This is a genomic window from Streptomyces sp. NPDC005931, from assembly GCF_042871235.1.
GTDB lineage: Bacteria > Actinomycetota > Actinomycetes > Streptomycetales > Streptomycetaceae > Streptomyces.
Map to the genome: position 1 here is coordinate 1 of NZ_JBIAIG010000023.1, position 20509 is coordinate 20509.

Annotated in this window: 15 protein-coding genes and 1 pseudogene; 8 read left to right on the forward strand and 8 right to left on the reverse strand. The window is 71.5% G+C overall.

From position 1 onward, the window contains the following. Positions 1-863 (forward strand): annotated as a pseudogene (locus ACFYOV_RS31840) (glucose-6-phosphate isomerase); the annotation flags it as partial. Between the two features lie 89 nt (positions 864-952). Beyond that, positions 953-1990 (forward strand): hypothetical protein, encoded by a 1038-nt coding sequence (locus ACFYOV_RS31845; protein ID WP_389093777.1) that lies wholly within the window; start codon positions 953-955, stop codon positions 1988-1990. A gap of 7 nt (positions 1991-1997) precedes the next feature. On the opposite strand, the gene ACFYOV_RS31850 is transcribed toward ACFYOV_RS31845, so the two are convergent. From ACFYOV_RS31850 to ACFYOV_RS31860, 3 genes are read right to left on the reverse strand one after another with little or no spacing between them, the layout of a single operon-like run. After that, the gene (locus ACFYOV_RS31850; protein WP_389093779.1) at positions 1998-4280 is read right to left on the reverse strand and encodes an FtsX-like permease family protein; all 2283 of its coding nucleotides are present in this window, start codon (positions 4278-4280) and stop codon (positions 1998-2000) included. 54 nt (positions 4281-4334) lie between these two features. Next, complete coding sequence (locus tag ACFYOV_RS31855; RefSeq protein ID WP_389093781.1) at positions 4335-5084, reverse strand: ABC transporter ATP-binding protein; 750 nt, start codon at positions 5082-5084, stop codon at positions 4335-4337. Then, positions 5081-5596, reverse strand: a complete 516-nt coding sequence (locus ACFYOV_RS31860) for a PadR family transcriptional regulator (protein WP_389093783.1) — start codon at positions 5594-5596, stop codon at positions 5081-5083. Before ACFYOV_RS31860 ends, ACFYOV_RS31855 begins: the two co-directional genes overlap by 4 nt. Before the next feature lie 125 nt (positions 5597-5721). Here ACFYOV_RS31860 and ACFYOV_RS31865 point away from each other — a divergent pair, with 125 nt between their 5' ends. The 5 genes from ACFYOV_RS31865 to ACFYOV_RS31885 all read left to right on the forward strand — a co-directional run bounded on the left by ACFYOV_RS31865 (position 5722) and on the right by ACFYOV_RS31885 (position 12427). After that, positions 5722-6993, forward strand: a complete 1272-nt coding sequence (locus ACFYOV_RS31865; protein WP_389093786.1) for an ABC transporter substrate-binding protein — start codon at positions 5722-5724, stop codon at positions 6991-6993. A 221-nt stretch (positions 6994-7214) separates the two neighbouring features. Beyond that, the gene (locus ACFYOV_RS31870; protein ID WP_389093788.1) at positions 7215-8852 is read left to right on the forward strand and encodes a glycoside hydrolase family 13 protein; all 1638 of its coding nucleotides are present in this window, start codon (positions 7215-7217) and stop codon (positions 8850-8852) included. Positions 8853-8892: 40 nt separating this feature from the next. After that, positions 8893-10221, forward strand: coding sequence for an ABC transporter substrate-binding protein (locus ACFYOV_RS31875; protein WP_389093789.1), 1329 nt, complete (start codon positions 8893-8895; stop codon positions 10219-10221). Positions 10222-10226: 5 nt separating this feature from the next. Beyond that, positions 10227-11591, forward strand: coding sequence for an ABC transporter permease subunit (locus ACFYOV_RS31880; protein WP_389093792.1), 1365 nt, complete (start codon positions 10227-10229; stop codon positions 11589-11591). Next, a complete protein-coding gene (locus tag ACFYOV_RS31885) occupies positions 11588-12427 on the forward strand; it encodes a carbohydrate ABC transporter permease (protein WP_389093794.1) in 840 nt (279 codons plus the stop codon). Before ACFYOV_RS31880 ends, ACFYOV_RS31885 begins: the two co-directional genes overlap by 4 nt. Before the next feature lie 65 nt (positions 12428-12492). Here the strand turns inward: ACFYOV_RS31885 and pgl are convergent, their stop codons facing one another. Genes pgl through tkt form a run of 5 tightly spaced genes read right to left on the reverse strand, consistent with a single transcriptional unit; the run spans position 12493 to position 19155 of the window. Next, the gene (gene pgl / locus ACFYOV_RS31890) at positions 12493-13278 is read right to left on the reverse strand and encodes a 6-phosphogluconolactonase (RefSeq protein ID WP_389093796.1); all 786 of its coding nucleotides are present in this window, start codon (positions 13276-13278) and stop codon (positions 12493-12495) included. Beyond that, positions 13275-14360: a glucose-6-phosphate dehydrogenase assembly protein OpcA gene (opcA, locus tag ACFYOV_RS31895; RefSeq protein WP_389093799.1), complete on the reverse strand. Its 1086-nt coding sequence runs from the start codon at positions 14358-14360 to the stop codon at positions 13275-13277. The genes pgl and opcA overlap by 4 nt, the downstream gene beginning before the upstream one ends. Then, the gene (gene zwf, locus ACFYOV_RS31900) at positions 14357-15895 is read right to left on the reverse strand and encodes a glucose-6-phosphate dehydrogenase (protein WP_389093801.1); all 1539 of its coding nucleotides are present in this window, start codon (positions 15893-15895) and stop codon (positions 14357-14359) included. The genes opcA and zwf overlap by 4 nt, the downstream gene beginning before the upstream one ends. Positions 15896-15899: 4 nt before the next feature. Continuing rightward, complete coding sequence (gene tal, locus ACFYOV_RS31905) at positions 15900-17018, reverse strand: transaldolase (RefSeq protein ID WP_389093804.1); 1119 nt, start codon at positions 17016-17018, stop codon at positions 15900-15902. A gap of 34 nt (positions 17019-17052) precedes the next feature. Further along, positions 17053-19155, reverse strand: a complete 2103-nt coding sequence (gene tkt / locus ACFYOV_RS31910) for a transketolase (RefSeq protein ID WP_389093806.1) — start codon at positions 19153-19155, stop codon at positions 17053-17055. A gap of 341 nt (positions 19156-19496) precedes the next feature. Between tkt and ACFYOV_RS31915 the strand changes: the two genes are divergently transcribed. After that, the gene (locus ACFYOV_RS31915; RefSeq protein ID WP_389093887.1) at positions 19497-20450 is read left to right on the forward strand and encodes a heme o synthase; all 954 of its coding nucleotides are present in this window, start codon (positions 19497-19499) and stop codon (positions 20448-20450) included. Positions 20451-20509 lie beyond the last annotated feature (59 nt).

Here is a 20509-nt window from a genome sequence, read left to right on the forward strand (position 1 = left end):
TCGAGTTCTGGGACTGGGTCGGCGGGCGCTACTCCTTCGACTCGGCGATCGGCCTGTCGCTGATGATCGCCATCGGACCGGACCGGTTCCGCGAGATGCTCGACGGCTTCAGGACCGTCGACGACCACTTCCGTACCGCACCCGCAGAGTCCAACGTCCCGCTGCTGCTCGGGCTGTTGGGTATCTGGTACAACAACTTCCACGGCGCACAGTCGCACGCGGTACTGCCCTACTCGCACTACCTGTCGAAGTTCACCGCCTACCTCCAGCAGCTCGACATGGAGTCCAACGGCAAGTACGTCGGCCGGGACGGACGCGAGGTCGAGTGGCAGACGGGTCCCGTGGTGTGGGGCACGCCGGGCACCAACGGCCAGCACGCCTACTACCAGCTGATCCACCAGGGCACCAAGCTGATCCCCGCGGACTTCATCGGCTTCGCCGAGCCGGTCGCCGAGCTGAGCGAGGACCTCAAGGCCCAGCACGACCTGCTGATGGCCAACTTCTTCGCCCAGACGCAGGCGCTGGCCTTCGGCAAGACGCCGGACGAGGTGCGCGGGGAGGGGGTGCCGGAGGATCTGGTCCCGCACAAGACGTTCAAGGGCAACCACCCCACGACCACCATCCTCGCCCGCGAGCTGACGCCGTCGGTGCTCGGCCAGCTCGTCGCCCTCTACGAGCACAAGGTGTTCGTCCAGGGCGCCGTCTGGAACATCGACTCCTTCGACCAGTGGGGCGTGGAACTGGGCAAGGTGCTCGCCAAGCGGGTCGAGCCCGCGCTCACCGAGGGCGCCGAGGTACCGGACCTGGATGCCTCCACCACGGCACTGGTGGCCACGTACCGGGAGCTGCGCGGCCGGCAGTAGGGGACGGGCCGGGGTGCGGGCGGTGACGTCCGCCCGCATCCCGTAAACTCCCCGGCGATCACGGAACCGATCGCTCGGGGGAGCACAACGTGACGAGAACGCACGGGAGTTGGACCGGCGGCACGCTGACTGCCCGGTCCTTCCTGAAACCGAAGTCCGTGGCGTGGGCGGTCTTCCATCCCGCCTGGATCCCCGAGCCGCTCGACCCGTCCGTGGAGCAGCTGAAGCGGCTGAGGGTCGCGGTGGGGGCGATCGCCTCGTTCGGCGTCTACACCTTCATCGAGGGCGGTTTCTCCTTCGACGAGCTGGTGGAGAACGCGCTCACCGCCTCCGCCGTGCTGCTGCTCATCACCCCGCTGACGGTCGGCGTGATGCTCTTCGTCTGGCGGCGCGGCGGCGCCCTTCGGCAGTTGCGGCACCAGCTGTTCAACGCGCTGAAACTGCTGCTGCTGTTCATCGGTTCCGTGGTCCTCACGGTGCTGCTGCTGCAGTCCGCCGGCGCGCTCAGCGGGCTGCTGCTGCTACCGGTCACGCTCATGGCCCTGTGGATGATCGGCTTCGTGGTCGTCGGGGCGATCAGGGTCTCCGGCAACTTCTTCGGCTCGGCCGCCGTCCACCGCTGTCTGCCGCCGCTGCTGGCCATGGTGACGACCTGGCTGATGGCCATCCCCGACCTCGTCACGGGAGACCTGCACGGGCTCAGCCTCACCATGGGGTTCGTGTTCATCCTCGGCGCCCCGATCACGGTCACGGGGATCGCCCTGCTGGAGATGGGCCGGCTGAAGCGCCGGTACGGCATCCGGCTGGGCGCGCACCCGGCGACCCTGCCCCCGGTCCCCGGCCACACCCCGCCGGCACCGCCGACGGGCCGCGTGCACGTCCCCGCACAGGGTCACCCCTACGGCAGCCCGCATCCGGCCCACGCCTACGGCACCCCGTACCCCACGGCGGGCGGCAACCCGTACGCCCCGCCGCAGCCGCCCCATGCTCCCGGCGCCGGGCCGGGGCCCCAGCCCTACGCGCCGCCGAACCCCTGTTCGCCCGGATACGCCCCGCCGCCGGGCCACCCCTACGCGCCGCAGCCGCCGCACACGCCGCAGTATCCCCCCGGCCCCTACGCGGGCTGACCGGCCCTCAGGTCACCGCGCCCAGCGTGTCGGCGAGCCTGCGGCGGGCCGCGCGGGAGGCGGGGAGGGCGGCCAGGCCCGCCGCGCCCACGACGGCAGCGGCGCCGAGCAGCAGCAGGAGCGCCGGGGACGGCCCCTGGGCGATCCCGGCGCCGATGCCGCTCGACCGGCCCTGGGCGTCGATCAGCCAGTGGGCGAGCGGCAGCCCCACGGCCGTCGCGAGGAGCACGGCCGCCAGGGCCGTACCGGCGGTGGCGGCCACCGTGATCGCGGTGATCTGGCGCGGCGACAGGCCGATGGCCTTCAGCGCCAGCAGGTCCCGTTCGCCCTCGCGCACCGTGCCGCCGATCGTGGTGAGCAGCTCGATCAGCCCGATGAGGGCGAGGACCACGATCAGCCCCAGGACGACCGCGCGCAGCGGGGAGAGCTCGTCGGCCGGGTTGGCCACGGTGTGGACGTCGAAGTGGCCGCGTCCCGCCTCGGCCAGCCGGGCGGCGACCGTGTGCGGGTCGGCGCCGGGGGAGAGCCGCAGCTGGTAGAGGGCCGGCCGCAGGCCCGGGTCGTTGGCGCGGAGGGTGTCGAGCGAGGTGGAGATGACCCGGCCGGCGTTCTCCGGTTCGATGCTGCGGCCGACGATGTGCAGGATCTGCGGCCGGTCGCCGACCGTCATCCGCACCCAGTCGCCGACCTCCACGTGCAGCAGGTCGAGCAGCCCCTGCCCGGCCACCGCCTCGTCGGGCCCGCGCGCGATCCGGCCCTCGGCGAGCGTGAACGGATACGGCTCCCGGTGGGTGCCGAGCCCGCGCAGGGCGATCGTGGCCGTCTGGCCGGGGACCAGCGCAGCCACCTCCACACCGGGGTGGGCGGCGGCGACCTGCGGATCGCGTTCGAGCAGCGCGCGGGCCTCCCGGTCGCCCAGCCCGGCGTCCGCGCGCACGCTGAGCGCGGTGGGCAGCCCCATGTGCTCCGGGCTGGCGTGGAAGCGGTCGAGGGTGGTCCACGCGCTCATCGCCACCACGATCAGCAGCAGCGGCAGTGCCAGCCTGGCCACCGCCGCCAGGGACCGGGGGCGGCGCGTGAACGCCTTGTGCCAGCCGAGGACGAGCGCCGGCGGAACCCGTGACCCCAGCGCCCGCCGGGCCACGCCGGTCAGCCGCCCGGCCGGGGGAGCCGCCGGCCGCGGCACCGGCACCGGCGGCACCCGCCCGGCCCGCCACGCGGCGAGCCCGGTCGTCGCCCCGATGAACAGCACCGCTCCCACCGGCACCGCGACCAGCGCGGCCGTGTGCCCGGGCAGGCCCTGCCACACCCCCACTGCGTCCCCGAGCCGCCCCGGTATCCCGCTGCCCAGTGCCTCGGTCAGCACGGCGGCGGTCACGGCGCCCAGCAGGGCGTACAGGAGATGCTGGATCACGAAGACGCGGACGACCTGGCCGGGTGTGAAGCCGATCGCCTTGAGGATGGAGATGTCGCGCAGGTGGCCGCGGATCCGGGTGCCGATCGCCCCGTGCACGGCGAACCCGGCGGCGACCAGCGCACCCAGCCCGAACAGACCCAGCACCTGGCCGAGCAGCCGGTTGTCGCCCTGTGCCTCGGCACGCGCCTGCTGCCAGGTGGAGACCTCGCCGATCGCCCCGGCGCCCAGCACGGTCACCGCCCGTTGCACGGCGTAGTCGGTGTCGCGGGGGTCGCTCAGCCTGAGCCCGATCACCTGGCCGCCCGGGTCCGGTACGGCCGACGGCAGGGCCCACACCAGGCCCGGCCGCTCGCCCGGCCGGTACCGCGGCTCGGCGCTGTCGGCGACGCCCACGACGCTCACCGTGCGCCCGCTGCCCGGCACGGTGAGCGTGTCGCCGGGCGCGGCGAGCAGGGCGTCGGCGAGTCGGCCCTCGAGGACCACGCCGTCGGGGGCCGCGGGGTCCAGCCAGCGCCCCGAGGTGAGCAGCGGGCGGCCGACGCCGGGCCGCTCTGCGGTGCCGCGCAGCTCGGCGGAGGCGCGGCTGCCGCGCGAGGCGAGGGTGACGGAGGCGGTGGGGTAGGGCCCGGCGACGGAGTCCACGCCGTCCAGGCCGGCCAGCTTCCCGGCGTCTGCCGAGGCGGTGGTGTGCAGGGTGACGTGGGCGCCGTGTGCCTGGGTGAAGACGCGCTGCCAGGGGTTCGTGGCGTATCCGAACAGGGCCGTGGCCAGCAGCAGGGACGCCACGATGCCCGCGGTGGCGAGGACCAGGAACAGGGCCTCGCCGCGGTGGGTGCGCAGATCGGAATGCGCCCAGCGCAGAGTCGCTCGCACCGGCGTCAGCCCCTTCGCTCGCGCCGGCCGTCCGGACGGTCGTACACCCGCATGTCAGTCCTTGAGCTCCAGCACCCCGGAAATGCCCCTGCCGCGCGGCGGTGCGCCGTCGAGTTCGGCGTCGTCGACGATCCGGCCGTCGAAGAAGCTGATCACCCGGTCCGCAGCGCTCGCCAGCCGGGCGTCGTGGGTGACCAGGAGGATCGTCTGGCCGCGCTGGTGGAAGCGGGACAGCAACCGCATCACCTCGCGGGTTCCCTTGCTGTCCAGACTGCCCGCGGGTTCGTCGGCCAGCAGCAGCGGCGGGTGGTTGACCAGGGCGCGGGCCAGCGCGACCCGCTGCTGCTCGCCGCCGGACAGCTCGCCCGGCATGCTGCGCTCCTTGCCCTGCAGACCCAGCTCGGCGAGCAGCTCCTGGCGCTCGGCGCGGGCCTTCCTCGGCGGTGCCCCGGCGAGCAGGGCGGGCAGCTCCACGTTGTCGGCGACGGACAGGTCGGAGACGAGGTTGAAGAACTGGAAGACGATGCCGATCCGCTTGCGGCGCTCCACCGCCCAGCGGGCCTCGCTGTAGGTGTCGGTGCACTCGCCGTCCAGCCAGATGCTGCCGGCGTCCGGCCGCTGGAGGCCGCCGAGCAGGTGCAGCAGCGTCGACTTGCCGGCGCCGGACGGACCGGTGATCGCCACGAACTCGCCCGGTGTCACCCGCAGGTCGACCCCGCGCACGGCGTGCGCCGGAGCGCCCTCGCCGTGGTGCGTCTTGACCAGGCCCTCGGCGCGCAGCACGGGAGTGGGGGCCTCGCTCACTCCAGCTCCTCCAGCTCTTCCTGGCACCGCTCCAGCCAGTCGAGATCGGCCTGCAGGTGCAGCATCGCGCCCTCGATGAGCAGCTGCGCGATGCGGTTGTCGCGGTCTTCGGCGGCGGCCAGCCTGGACAGCTGCCGCATGGTGTTGAGGTACTGGCGCCGCTGCCTGTTGATCAGCGCTATCTGGTCGGCGAGTCCGGTCTGCGGGGCGAGGGCCAGCTTCATGAAGAACTCGTCCCGCACCCGCGGCTCGTCCGCCGTCTCCTCGTACCAGGCGCGCAGCGCCTCCCGCCCGGCGTCGGTGAGGTGATAGACCTTCTTGTTGGGCCGGCTGGACTGCTCGATGTCCTCGCCCTCGATCAGTCCCGACTTCTCGAGGCGGCCGAGGGTGACGTAGATCTGGCCGACGTTCGGCTGAGGGTACGCCGAGCCCAGCAGTTGCTCAAGGTCCTGCTTGAGCTCGTAGCCGTGGGCCGGACCGCGGGCGAGCAGGGCCAGGAGGGGCAGCCGCACTCGTGCTCTCCTCCTCGCATCCTGGGTAATGTGCCGCAGGCCCTAGTATCGCCCATACCTAACGGGTATACATGGCCTCTGACCCCGGCGAGGGTGCCCGGGTGCCGGTGTACAGGGAGGAACCTATGCGGTGGATCCATGCCGCGGGTAGGGGCCTTCTCGTCCTCGTCGTGGTCCTGACCGGTTACGTCGCCTCCGGGGCGCAGGCGGAGCAGGCCGCTCCGGGCGGTCGCGGTCCGCTCACCCTGGCCACCGCGGGAGACCTCACCGGCTATCTCGGCCCGCTGCTGGAGGGCTGGAACCGCGCCCACCCCGGCGAGCGGGTCAGCCTCGTCGAACTGCCCGACTCGGCCGACGAGACCCGCGCGCAGATGATCACCGACCTGCGTGGCGGCGACCGCGGCCGGTTCGACGTGCTCAACATCGACGTCAGCTGGACCTCGGAGTTCGCCGCGGCCGGCTGGATCCGCCCGCTGCCGCGCGACCGCTTCCCGCTCGATGCCTTCCTGCGCCCGGTCGTGAGCACCGCGACCTACGACGACCGGCTCTACGCCGTCCCGTACGTCACCAACGCCGGACTCCTGCTGTACCGCAAGGACGTACTGGCCGAGGAGGGCGTGCCGCCGCCACGCACCTGGACCGAGCTGGAGCGTGCGGCACGGACGATCGCGCCGAGGCACGGGCTCGACGGCTACGCCGGCCAGTTCCTGCCCTACGAGGGCCTGACCGTCAACGCCGCCGAGGCCGTCTACTCGGCGGGCGGCACCATCCTCGGCGACGAGGGCGAGCGGGTCACCGTGAACTCGCGGGCCGCGCGGGAGGGCATCGGCTTCCTCGCCCGGGGGGTGCGCGACGGCTGGATCCCGAGGCGGGCGCTCGCGTACAAGGAGGAGGAGTCCAAGCAGGCGTTCCAGGACGGCCGGCTGCTCTTCCTGCGCAACTGGCCCTACGCCTACGTCGCGGCCTCCGCGCCGGATTCGAGGGTCGCCGGCAAGGTCGGCGCCGTGCCGCTGCCCGGGCCCGACGGGCCGGGGACCAGCGTCCTCGGTGGCTCCAACCTGGCGGTCGGCACCCACGCCCGGCACCCGGACTCCGCCGCGCGTCTGATCGCGTACCTCACCAGCGAACGGGTCCAGCGTCAGGTGCTCACGCGCGGCGCCCTGCCACCGGTGCGGGCCGCCCTGTACGACGATCCGGAACTGGTCCGGCGCTTCCCCTATCTGCCGACCCTGCGCGAGAGCGTGCTCGCCGCCGAGCCGCGCCCCAAGAGCCCGCACTACGACCAGGTGAGCCTGGTGGTGCAGGCGGTCGTGCACGACGCGATGACCGGGCGGCAGACGCCCGAGGCCGCGGTGCGCCGGCTCGCGACCGAGCTGGCCGGCGTCTCCTCCCGCTAGTCCCGGCGCCCCTCCGGCTCGAACCACCTAGTTACATGTTAGGTAACGCGGACGTCTCAACTGTGTCCGTTCTGTCCAAGTAGTGCCTGATTCTGCCTGGCCAACTCCACGGTAGCTTCCGTACATTCGTTGACACCCTCACGACACCCCTACTTAACATGCATGCATAACCGTCAGCCCGGGAATCCCCGGGCCTCCGCACGCACAGACAGGTCGACGGGGTGAGTCTCAAGCGCATCGACAGCCGCCGCTGGTGGCGCGACGCAGTGATCTACCAGGTGTACGTCCGCAGCTTCCTGGACAGCACCGGTGACGGCATCGGCGATCTCGCCGGGGTCAGGGCGGGGCTGCCGTACCTGAAGAAGCTCGGCGTGGACGGGATCTGGCTGAGCCCCTTCTATCCCTCGCCGCAGCACGACCACGGCTACGACGTGGCCGACTACTGCGACGTCGACCCCGTCTTCGGCGACCTCGCCGAGTTCGACGGGCTGGTGGGCACCGCGCGGCGGCTCGGCATCAAGGTGCTGCTGGACATCGTCCCCAACCACTGCTCCAGCGAGCACCCCTGGTTCCGCGAGGCACTCGCCGCGGCGCCCGGCAGCCCCGAGCGGGCCCGTTTCCACTTCGCCGACGGCCGCGGAACGGACGGGACCGAGCCGCCCAACAACTGGCACGCCATGTTCGGCGGACCCGCCTGGACCCGCGTCACCGAGCCCGACGGCCGGCCCGGCCAGTGGTACCTGCACATGTTCACGCCCGAGCAGCCCGACTGGAACTGGCGCAATCCCGAGGTCGCCGCCGAGTTCGACCGCACCCTGCGGTTCTGGCTCGACCGGGGTGTCGACGGCTTCCGCATCGACGTCGCCGCGGGCCTGTACAAGCACCCCGAACTGCCCGACTCCCCGGACCCCGAGGCCGACGCCCGCACCCGGGACTCGGTCAACCCGCTCGCCTGGAACCAGCCCGAGGTGCACGACGTGTGGCGGCACTGGCGCGCGGTGTGCGAGGAGTACACCGCCCGCGACGGCCGCGAACGCCTCCTGGTCGGCGAGGTCTCCGTGCCCACCGCCCGCGAGCACGCCCAGTACGTCCGCCCGGACGAACTGCACCAGGCGTTCTTCTTCGACCTGCTCGGAGCCCCCTGGGACGCCGACGCCTTCCGCAAGGTCATCGGCGAGGCCATGGAGGACATAGCCGGCACCGGCTCCACCGTCACCTGGGTCCTCAACAACCACGACCAGGTCCGCACCGTCACCCGCTACGGCGAGCCCACCCCCGAGGGCAGCGGCCTCGGTCCCGCCCGCGCCCGCGCCGCCGCCCTGCTGATGCTGGCGCTGCCCGGAGCGGCGTACATCTACCAGGGCGAGGAGCTGGGCCTGCCCGAGGTCGTCGACCTGCCCGACGACGTGCTCACCGACCCGATCTTCCGCCGCACCGGCAGCCGGGCCCGCATCCGCGACGGCTGCCGCGTGCCGCTGCCCTGGTCGGGACAAGCCTCGCCGTTCGGCTTCACCTCCGGCACCGAGGGCGCCAAGCCCTGGCTGCCGCAGCCGGAGTGGTTCGCCGAGCACGCCACCGAGCGCGCCCTCGCCGACACCCGCTCCTTCTGGCACCTGTACCGCGACGGCCTGCAACTGCGGGCCGCGCTGCCCCAGCTGGGCGAGGGAACCCTGCGCTGGCTGGACACCCAGCCCGGCGTCCTCGCCTTCGTCCGCGGCGACGACCTGCTCTGCGCCGTCAACTTCGGCACCGCCCCCGTACCCGCCCCGGTCCCCGGCACCCCGCTGCTCGCCAGCGGACCGTGCCCGCCCGGGGTGCTCCCCGGCTCCACCGCCGCCTGGTGGATCAACGGCTCCTGATCCCCGTCACCTCCCGAACCCCTTTGAAGGGACATCAACGATGATGCGACGACGCTCCACCCTGCTCGCCGGATGCACCGCCCTCGTCCTCGCCCTCGGCGCGACCGCCTGCGGCGGCGGCGAGCCCGTCTCCGCCGGCGGCGGCGACAAGGCCCTCGACGGCCAGACCGTCACCGTCGCCGGCGTCTGGTCCGGCAGCGAGCAGAAGAACTTCCAGAAGGTGCTGGACGCCTTCGCCGAGAAGACCGGCGCCAAGACGCAGTTCGTGTCCACCGGCGACAACGTCTCCACGGTCGTCGGCAGCAAGATCGAGGGCGGCAACGCCCCCGACGTCGTCATGGTCCCGCAGGTCGGCGTGCTCAAGCAGTTCGCCGAGCAGGGCTGGCTCAAGCCGCTGGACAAGAAGGTCCAGGGCACCGTGGACGCCAACTTCGCCGACGTCTGGAAGAACTACGGCACCGTCGACGGCACCCTGTACGGCCTGTACTTCAAGGCCGCCCACAAGTCGACCGTCTGGTACAGCCCCGAGGCCCTCGAGCAGGCCGGGGTCACCCCGCCCAAGACCTACGACGCCATGCTGAAGGACGGGCGGACCGTCTCCGACTCCGGTCTCGCCGCCTTCTCCGTCGCCGGACAGGACGGCTGGACGCTCACCGACTGGTTCGAGAACATCTACCTCTCCCAGGCCGGACCCGAGAAGTACGACGCCCTCGCCGCGCACGAAATCAAGTGGACAGACCCGACGGTGGTCGAGGCACTCACCACGCTCGGCAAGCTCTTCAAGGACAAGCAGCTGATCGCGGGCGGCCAGAAGGGCGCCCTGAACACCGACTTCCCCGGCTCGGTGGAGAAGGTGTTCGGACCCAAGGCCGAGGCCGCCATGGTCTACGAGGGCGACTTCGTCGCGGGTGTCGCCAAGGACCAGTTCGGCAAGAGCATCGGCACCGACGCCGACTTCTTCCCCTTCCCGCCGGTCGGCTCCGGCAAGGCACCCGTGGTCAGCGGCGGCGACGCGGCCGTCGTCCTCAAGGACGGCAAGAACGCCAAGGCCGGCATGGCGCTCCTGGAGTACCTGGCCACGCCCGAGGCCGCGGCCGTGTGGGCCGAGGCGGGCGGCTTCCTCTCCCCGAACAAGAAGCTCGACCTCGCCTCCTACGGCGACGACGTCACCCGCGCCACCGCCAAGTCCCTGATCGCCGCGGGCGACTCGGTCCGCTTCGACATGTCCGACCAGGCCCCGGCGGCCTTCGGCGGCACCAAGGGCACCGGTGAGTGGAAGATCCTCCAGGACTTCCTGCGCGACCCGTCCAACCCCGAGAAGACCGCGGCCGCGCTCGAGGACGCCGCGGCCAAGGCCTACGGGAGCTGACGGCCATGACCGCCACCCTGGTGAAAGAGGCGAGCCCCCCGGCGCCCGCGCACCCCGCCGGCGCCCGCGCCGGGCGCCCGCGCCGGCGCGGGCGGGTCATCGCCGTGCTGTTCGTGCTGCCGGCGCTGCTCCTGCTGGGCGCGCTGGTGGTGTACCCGGTGCTGTTCTCCGTCGGCCGCAGCCTCTTCGACGCCTCCGGGAACCGCTTCGTGGGCGGCGACAACTACACCGAGATGTTCCGCGACCCGGCCACCCTCAAGGCCATCCGGAACACCGCGATCTGGGTCGTCGTCGCTCCCACCCTGCTCACCGGCCTCGGCCTGATCCTCGCGGTGCTGGTGGAGAAGGTCCGCTGGGCCACCGCCTTCAAGCTGCTGCTGTTCATGCCGATGGCGGTGTCCTTCCTGGCCGCCGGCATCATCTTCCGGCTCGCCTATGACGAGGACCCCGACAAGGGCGTGCTCAACGCCGCCGCCGTCTCCCTCCACGACACCTTCAAGGGCACCTCCTCCTATCCGACCGCCCGCGCCCGCGACGGCGAGGGGCTGACGCAACAGGCGGACGGCGGGTACGTCACCGGGGCGGACGTGTCGCCCGGCGGCACGGCGGCCCTCGGCCTGGTCGGCGTCGCCCCCAAGGACCTGCCCGAGGGGGCGGAACCCGCCCACCGGGCGGCGTCCCGCTCGGCCGCCTCCGGCGAGATCGGCGGCGTCGTGTACCTCGACTTCACCCCCGGCGGAGGAGGCGAGCCCGGCCGGGTCGACCGCCGCGAGAGCGGGCTGCCCGGGATGACCGTCGAGGCGGTCCGCGACGGCAGGACGGTCGCGAGCACCACGACCGCGTCCGACGGCTCCTTCCGCTTCACCGGCCTGGACGACGGCCCGTACACGCTGAAGCTGCCCTCCGGCAACTTCGCGCCGCCCTACGACGGCATCTCCTGGCTCGGACCGGCCCTCGTGACCCCGGCCATCATCGGGGCCTACCTGTGGATCTGGACCGGCTTCGCGATGGTCCTGATCGGGGCCGGCCTGTCCACCCTGCCCCGGGACGCGCTGGAAGCGGCGCGGATGGACGGCGCCAACGAGTGGCAGATCTTCCGCCGGATCACGGTCCCCCTGCTCGCGCCGGTGCTCACCGTCGTCTTCGTGACCCTGGTGATCAACGTGATGAAGGTCTTCGACCTCGTCTACATCATCGCGCCCGGTCCCGTGCAGGAGGACGCGACCGTGCTCGCCACCCAGATGTGGCTGGTGTCGTTCGGCGGCGGCAACAACCAGGGCCTGGGCAGCGCCCTCGGCGTCCTGCTCCTGCTCCTCGTCATCCCGGCCATGGTCTTCAACGTCCGCCGTTTCCGAAGGAGTCAGCGATGAACGCGGTCCGGCGCGGCCTGGGCAACGCGGTGGTGCAGGCCTTCCTGGTGGTGATCGGGCTGGTGTGGATGACCCCGCTGGCCGGTCTGTTCCTGTCCTCGCTGCGGTCCGCCGAGGACACGGCCCAGGGCGGCTGGTGGACCGTGTTCACCAGCCCGGGGCAGTTGTCCTTCGACAACTACTCGGCCCTGCTGGAGAACACGGGGATGACCCAGGCGTTCTGGAACACGGTGCTGATCTCGGTGCCGGCCACCGCGCTGGTCGTGGTCGTCGCCGCGCTCGCCGGATACGCCTTCGCCTGGCTGGACTTCCCCGGACGCGAGCCGGTCTTCCTCGTCGTGGTGGCGCTGCTGGTCGTACCCGTGCAGATCGGCCTGCTGCCGGTCGCGAAGCTCTTCGGGCAGCTGGGTCTGTTCGGCACCATCCCCGGGGTCGTGCTCTTCCACGTGGCGTACGGGTTGCCGTTCGCGGTGTTCCTGCTGCGGAACTACTTCGCCGAGATGCCCAAGGAGATGCTGGAGGCCGCCCGGATGGACGGCGGCAGCGAGTGGCGGATCTTCACCCGGCTCGTCCTGCCCGTGGGCCGGCCGGCCATCGCCAGCCTCGCCATCTTCCAGTTCCTCTGGGTCTGGAACGACATGCTGGTCGCCCTGCTCTTCGCGGACAGCTCCTCCCAGCCGCTGACCGTGCAACTCCAGTCGCAGATACGCCAGTTCGGCAGCAACATCGACGTCCTGGCGCCGGGTGCGTTCCTGTCGCTCGTCGTGCCGGTGGTCGTCTTCTTCGCCTTCCAGCGGCACTTCGTCCAGGGAGTGATGGCCGGATCGGTGAAGTGACGCCGACCGCCCCGGAAGAGCAACGGGCCCCCGCTTCCTCGCGAAGCGGGGGCCCGGCGCGTGGATCAGGCCGACGCCGGCGGATACAGCGACCGCGGCAGTCGTGAGGCCGCCGCCGCGTCCAGCAGCCACAGGGTGCGGGCGCGCCCGTACGCCCCCGCCGCGGGGGCCTGGACCTCGCCCGCCCCGGACAGCGCGATCGCCGCCGCCCCCGCCTTGTCCTCGCCGGCCGCCAGCAGCCACACCTCGCGGGCCGCCCGGATCGCCGGCAGGGTGAGCGTCACCCGGGTCGGTGGGGGCTTGGGCGCGCCGTGCACGCCGACCACCGTGCGCTCGGTCTCCCGGACCGCCGGGAGCTCCGGGAACAGGGAGGCCACATGGGTGTCCGGGCCGACGCCCAGCATCAGGACGTCGAACGCCGGGACGGCGCCGTGGTTCTCCGGACCCGCAGCACGGGCCAGTTCGTCGGCGTAGGCCGCCGCCGCCGTGTCCACGTCGGCCCCGTACGGGCCGTCCGACGCGGGCATGGCGTGCACGCGCTTCGGGTTCAGCGGCACCGCGTCGAGCAGCGCCCGACGGGCCTGGGTGACATTGCGCTCCGGGTCGCCCTCCGGCAGGAACCGCTCGTCGCCCCACCACAGGTCGAGCCGCCCCCAGTCGATCGCGTCCCGGGCCGGCGCCGCGGCCAGCGCGGCCAGCAGGCCGTTGCCGTTGCGGCCGCCGGTCAGCACCACGGACGCCGAACCCCGCGAGGTCTGCGCGTCCACGATCTTCGTGATCAGCCGGGCCGCCGCAGCCTGCGCCATCAGCTCCTTGTCGCGGTGCACGACCAGCTGAGGTGCCGTACTCACTTCGCCGCCGCCTTCTTCACCGGGGCCTGCGCCGTCGCCTCGGACGCGGGAGCTTTCGCAGCCGACTCGACCGGCGCGGGGACCGCCCGGGGTGCCGGCTCTCCTTTGGCCGGAGCGGCGCCCGGCGCGTCACCTGCCGCCGTCTCCGGCCCGCCCGGCGTCTTCAGCCGCTCCACCCCGTACCGCAGCGCCGAGGCGTAGGTGTCGTCCGGGTCGAGCCGGCGCAGCTCCTCGGCGATCAGCTCCGCCGTGTCCCGGCGCTTGAGCGCCACCGCCCGCTTCGGCTGCCCCTGGATGGACAGCGTGGCGAGCGAACCGTCGGCCCGGTCCAGCACGACCGGGCCGCAGTCGGTGTCCATGCGGACCGCCGTGAGCCCCGGCCCGTTCGACAGCGAGCGCTTCACAGGCACGTCCAGCCGCTTCGCGAGCCACATCGCCAGCAGCTCGCAGCTCGGGTTGAACTCCTCGCCCTCCACCTCGACCGCCAGGACCTTGCAGGTGACCTGGTCCAGGGCCGCCGCCAGCATCGAGCGCCAGGGCGTGATCCGGGTCCAGGACAGGTCCGTGTCGCCCGGGGTGTAGGCCTCGGCACGGGCCGCGAGCTCCCGCACCGGCTGCTCGCAGGCGTAGGTGTCGGTCACCCGGCGCTGGGCCAGCGCGCCCAGCGGGTCCTTCGCCGGGTCCAGCGGGGCGTTGACCGGCCACCAGACCACCACCGGGGCGTCCGGCAGCAGCAGCGGCAGCACCACCGACTGGGCGTGGTCCACGACCTCGCCGTACAGCCGGAGCACCACCGTCTCGCCGGTGCCCGCGTCCGCGCCCACCCGCACCTCGGCGTCGAGCCGGGACTGCGTGCGGTCGCGGGGCGAGCGGGAGACGCGCTTGATGACGACCAGCGTGCGCGAGGGGTGCTCGTGCGAGGCGTCGTTCGCCGCCTTCAGCGCGTCGTAGGCGTTCTCCTCGTCCGTCACGATGACCAGCGTGAGCACCATGCCGACGGCCGGCGTGCCGATGGCCCGGCGACCCTGCACCAACGCCTTGTTGACCTTGCTGGCCGTGGTGTCCGTGAGGTCTATCTTCATGGCCGGCGCCAGCTCCGTCCGTCTCGCTCGAGCATTTCGTCCGCCTCGACGGGTCCCCACGTGCCGGCCGGGTACTGGGCCGGCCTGCCGTTGCGGTCCCAGTACTCCTCGATGGGATCGAGGATCTTCCAGGACAGCTCGACCTCCTCGGTGCGCGGGAAGAGGTTGGAGTCGCCGAGCAGGACGTCGAGGATCAGCCGTTCGTACGCCTCCGGGCTGGACTCGGTGAAGGACTCGCCGTAGGCGAAGTCCATCGACACGTCCCGGATCTCCATCGACGTGCCCGGCACCTTGGAACCGAAGCGCACGGTGACGCCCTCGTCCGGCTGGACCCGGATCACGATGGCGTTCTGGCCGAGCTCCTCGGTGGCCGTGGTGTCGAAGGGGGAGTGCGGCGCCCGCTGGAAGACCACCGCGATCTCCGTCACGCGGCGACCGAGCCGCTTGCCGGTGCGCAGGTAGAAGGGGACGCCCGCCCAGCGGCGGTTGTCGATGCCCAGCTTGATCGCCGCGTAGGTGTCGGTCTTCGAGGAGGGGTCGATGCCCTCCTCCTCCAGGTAACCGACCGCCTTCGCGCCGCCCTGCCAGCCGGCCGCGTACTGCCCGCGCACCGTGTCGCGGCCCAGGTCCTTCGGCAGCCGCACGGCACCGAGCACCTTGGTCTTCTCCGCGGCCAGCGCGTCCGCGTCGAAGGAGGCGGGCTCCTCCATGGCGGTCAGGGCCAGCAGCTGGAGCAGGTGGTTCTGGATGACGTCCCGGGCGGCGCCGATCCCGTCGTAGTAGCCGGCCCGGCCGCCGATGCCGATGTCCTCGGCCATCGTGATCTGCACGTGGTCCACGAAGGACCGGTTCCAGATCGGCTCGAACATGGTGTTGGCGAAGCGCAGCGCCAGGATGTTCTGGACCGTCTCCTTGCCCAGGTAGTGGTCGATGCGGAAGACCTGGTCCGGGGCGAAGACCTCGTGGACGATCGCGTTGAGCTCCTCGGCCGACCTCAGGTCGTGCCCGAACGGCTTCTCGATCACCGCGCGCCGCCAGGAGCCGCCGGTCTGGTCGGCCAGCCCGTGCTTCTTCAGCTGCTGGATGACCACCGGGAAGGAACGCGGTGGCACCGACAGGTAGAAGGCGAAGTTGCCGCCCGTGCCCTGGGCCTTGTCCAGCTCCTCGATGGTGCCGCGCAGCCGCTCGAACGCCTCGTCGTCGTCGAAGGTGCCCTGCACGAAGCGCATCCCCTGGATGAGCTGCTGCCAGACCTCCTCGCGGAAGGGGGTGCGGGCGTGCTCCTTGACCGCGTCGTGGACCTCCTGCGCGAAGTCCTCGTGCTGCCACTCGCGGCGGGCGAAGCCGACCAGCGAGAAGCCCGGCGGCAGCAGACCCCGGTTGGCGAGGTCGTACACCGCGGGCATCAGCTTCTTGCGCGACAGATCACCCGTGACACCGAAGATGACGAGGCCCGACGGCCCCGCGATACGCGGGAGCCGTCGGTCCGCGGGGTCACGAAGCGGGTTGGCTCCGGAACCGGAAAGCGGGGTCAAGGTGTCACCCCTCCGAGGGGGCGAGACGCTTGAGCTCGGCCTCGGTCGACTTCAGCAGGTCGTTCCAGGACGCCTCGAACTTCTCGACGCCCTCTTCCTCCAGCAGCTGCACGACGTCGTCGTACTTGATCCCGAGCTTCTCGACGGCGTCGAGGTCGGCGCGGGCCTGCTCGTAGCTCCCGGCGACGGTGTTGCCGGTGATCTCGCCGTGGTCCTCGGTGGCCAGCAGGGTGGCCTCGGGCATGGTGTTCACCGTGTTCGGCGCCACCAGCTCGGTGACGTACATGGTGTCGCTGTACGCCTTGTCCTTCACCCCGGTCGACGCCCACAGCGGACGCTGCTTGTTGGCGCCCTCGCGCTCCAGCGCCGCCCAGCGGTCCGAGCCGAAGACCTCCTCGTACGCCTGGTAGGCGAGGCGGGCGTTGGCGACCGCGGCCTTGCCGCGCAGCGCCTTGGCCTCGTCGGTGCCGAGCGCGTCGATCCGCTTGTCGATCTCGGTGTCCACACGGGAGACGAAGAAGGACGCCACCGAGTGGATCTGCGAGAGGTCCAGGCCGCGCTCCTTCGCCTTCTCCAGGCCGGTCAGGAACGCGTCCATGACCTTGCGGTAGCGCTCCAGGGAGAAGATCAGCGTGACGTTGACGCTGATGCCCAGGCCGATGACCTCGGCGATGGCGGGGATGCCGGCCTCGGTCGCCGGAATCTTGATCAGGGTGTTGGGCCGGTCCACCAGCCAGGCCAGCTGCTTGGCCTCGGCGACGGTGGCCCTGGTGTTGTGGGCCAGGCGCGGGTCGACCTCGATCGAGACCCGGCCGTCCTGGCCGTTGGTGGCGTCGAAGACCGGGTGCAGGATGTCCGCGGCGTCACGGACGTCCGCCGTCGTGATCATGCGGATGGCCTCTTCGACCGTGACCTCGCGGGCGGCGAGGTCGGAGAGCTGCTGGTCGTAGCCGTCACCCTCGGAGATCGCCTTCTGGAAGATCGTCGGGTTGGTGGTGACGCCCACGACGTGCTGCTGGTCGATCAGCTCGGCGAGGTTGCCGGACGTGATCCGCTTGCGGGACAGGTCGTCCAGCCAGATCGCGACGCCTTCCTCGGAGAGGCGCTTGAGTGCGTCTGTCATGGAAAATGCATCTCCTACGTGTCGTATACGGGCGTCAGCGCTGGGCTGCGGCGATCGATTCCCGGGCGGCGGCGGCCACGTTCTCGGCAGTGAAGCCGTACTCCTTGAACAGCACCTTGCCGTCCGCCGACGCACCGAAGTGCTCCAGGGACACGATGCGGCCGGCGTCCCCCACGTACTTGTGCCAGGTGAGACCGATGCCGGCCTCGACCGCGACGCGTGCCTTCACGGACGGCGGCAGGACGCTGTCCCGGTACCCCTGGTCCTGCTCCTCGAACCACTCCACCGACGGCATGGACACGACCCGCGTCGGCACACCGGCGGCCTGCAGTTGCTCGCGCGCCTCGACGGCGAGGTGCACCTCGGAACCCGTGGCGATGAGGACGACCTGCGGCTCCGTGCTCCGCCCGGAGGACTCTTCGGCCTCGAACAGCACGTAGCCGCCGCGGGCCGCGCCCTCGTTGGGCTCGTAGGTCGGCACGCCCTGGCGGGTGAGGGCCAGTCCGTGCGGGGCGCCCTTGCCGAACTCCTTGGTCCAGCGCCTGAGGATCTCGCGCCAGGCGACGGCGGTCTCGTTGGCGTCGGCCGGGCGCACGATGTTCAGGCCGGGGATGGCGCGCAGCGAGGCCAGGTGCTCGACCGGCTGGTGGGTCGGGCCGTCCTCGCCGAGGCCGATGGAGTCGTGCGTCCACACGTACGTCACCGGCAGGTGCATCAGCGCGGACAGCCGCACCGCGTTGCGCATGTAGTCGGAGAACACCAGGAAGGTGCCGCCGTAGACGCGGGTGTTGCCGTGCAGCGCGATGCCGTTCATCTCCGCGCCCATGGAGTGCTCGCGGATGCCGAAGTGGATGGTGCGGCCGTACGGGTTCGCCTCCGGCAGCGGGTTGCCCTCGGGGAGGAACGACGACGTCTTGTCGATCGTGGTGTTGTTGGAGCCGGCCAGGTCGGCCGAGCCGCCCCACAGCTCCGGGATCACCGCGCCGAGCGCCTGGAGCACCTTGCCGGAGGCGGCACGGGTGGCCACCGCCTTGCCCGGCTCGAACACCGGGAGCTTGTCCTCCCAGCCCTTGGGCAGCTCGCCGGCCGCGATGCGGTCGTACTCGGCGGCGCGCTCGGGGTTGTTGTCCCGCCACTGCTGGAAGGACTTCTCCCACACGGCACGGGCCGCCTGGCCGCGCTCCACCGCCTTGCGGGTGTGGCCGATGACCTCGTCGGAGACCTCGAAGCTCTGGCCGGGGTCGAAGCCGAGGACGCGCTTGGTGGCCGCGACCTCGTCGTCGCCGAGCGCCGAGCCGTGCGCGGCCTCGGTGTTCTGCGCGTTCGGGGCCGGCCAGGCGATGATCGAGCGCATCGCGATGAACGACGGCCGGTCCGTGACCGCCTCGGCCTCCTGGATCGCGGCGAAGATTGCCGCCGGGTCCAGGTCGCCGTTCTCCTGCGGAGCCACCCGCTGCACGTGCCAGCCGTAGGCCTCGTAGCGCTTGACGGTGTCCTCGGAGACGGCCGTCTCGGTGTCGCCCTCGATCGAGATGTGGTTGTCGTCCCACAGCAGGATCAGGTTGCCGAGCTTCTGGTGGCCCGCCATCGAGGACGCCTCGGCGGAGATGCCCTCCTGGAGGCAGCCGTCACCGGCGATGCAGTAGACGAAGTGGTCGAACGGGGACTCGCCGACCGGGGTCTCGGGGTCGAACAGGCCGCGCTCGTAGCGGGCGGCCATCGCCATGCCGACGGCGTTGGCGACACCCTGGCCCAGCGGGCCGGTCGTCGTCTCCACGCCCTTGGTGTGCCCGTACTCCGGATGACCGGGGGTCTTCGAGCCCCAGGTCCGGAAGGCCTTCAGGTCGTCCAGCTCCAGACCGAAGCCGGCCAGGTACAGCTGGGTGTAGAGGGTCAGGGACGAGTGGCCGGCGGACAGCACGAAACGGTCGCGTCCGACCCAGTCCGGGTCCGCGGGGTCGTGCCGCATCACCTTCTGGAAGAGGGTGTAGGCGGCAGGTGCCAGGCTCATCGCCGTACCCGGATGGCCGTTGCCGACCTTCTGTACGGCATCGGCGGCCAGGACGCGGGCGGTGTCGACGGCCCGCTGGTCCAACTCGGTCCACTCGAGGTCTGTGGTGGTCGGCTTGGTGCTCACCCTGGGTCAGGGCTCCTCTCCACATGTCGGATACCGGCGGAAGCCCACCGGCGACGTTGAGCCTACCCCCGTAGGACGTGCGTTCTTTCGACTCGTGACCAGACTGACGGGCCGGACTTCCCTTCGCTCGTCGGCCTGGTCACGGGCCATTTGGCAGATGAATACGGAGCCGCTCATCCGGGTGCTCAATCGAGCTTTCGCCCGCACCTCGGAGGGCCCCGGACAACACGAGCGGACCCCCGCGAATGCCCGGGTCTGGGCAACGTCTACAGTGGCGTGGTACGCGCGAGCCTTTACCCACGCTTCACACAGGGGTGGCTCGCTGGGATGTCTCTGTAGGGGTGTGCGTGACGGCCGTTGAATCCCGTCCAGCGGGGATGCTCGGGACGAGCCAGAGCCCGGCCCACCGGCCGTTCGGGGCCCGTGTCAAGGGGTTCGTGGCGCTGACCAAGCCACGGATCATCGAGCTGCTGCTCATCACCACCGTGCCGGTGATGTTCCTCGCGCAGCAGGGGGTGCCCGACCTGAAGCTGGTGCTGCTGACCTGCGTCGGCGGATACCTGTCCGCGGGCGGCGCCAACGCGCTGAACATGTACATCGACCGCGACATCGACGCCCTGATGGACCGCACCTCGCAGCGGCCGCTGGTCACCGGCATGGTGAGCCCGCGCGAGTGCCTGGCCTTCGGCATCACCCTGGCGGTCGTCTCCACCCTGCTGTTCGGCCTCACCGTCAACTGGCTCTCCGCCTGGCTCGCCCTCGGCGCGCTCCTGTTCTACGTGGTCGTCTACACGATGATCCTCAAGCGCCGCACCTCGCAGAACATCGTGTGGGGCGGCATCGCCGGCTGCCTGCCGGTGCTGATCGGCTGGTCCTCGGTCACCAACTCGATGTCGTGGGCGCCGATCGTCCTCTTCCTCGTCATGTTCTTCTGGACGCCGCCGCACTACTGGCCCCTGTCCATGAAGGTCAGGGACGACTACGCGCGCGTGGGCGTGCCGATGCTGCCGGTCATCGCCTCCAACAAGGTGGTCGCCAAGCAGATCGTGATCTACAGCTGGGTCATGGTCGCGGTGTCGCTCCTGCTCACCCCGCTCGGCTACACCGGCTGGTTCTACCTCGCGGTTGCCCTGGCCGCGGGCGGTTGGTGGCTGTGGGAGGCGCACGCGCTGCTGAACCGCGCCAAGGCGGAGGTCACCGGCGCCAAGCTCAAGGAGATGCGCCTGTTCCACTGGTCCATCACCTATGTGTCGCTGCTGTTCGTGGCGGTCGCGGTGGACCCCTTCCTGCGCTAGGCACCCGCGCGCGGACGCCCCGGTACGCACCGGACGGGCGGGCTACGTGGTCAAGGCCA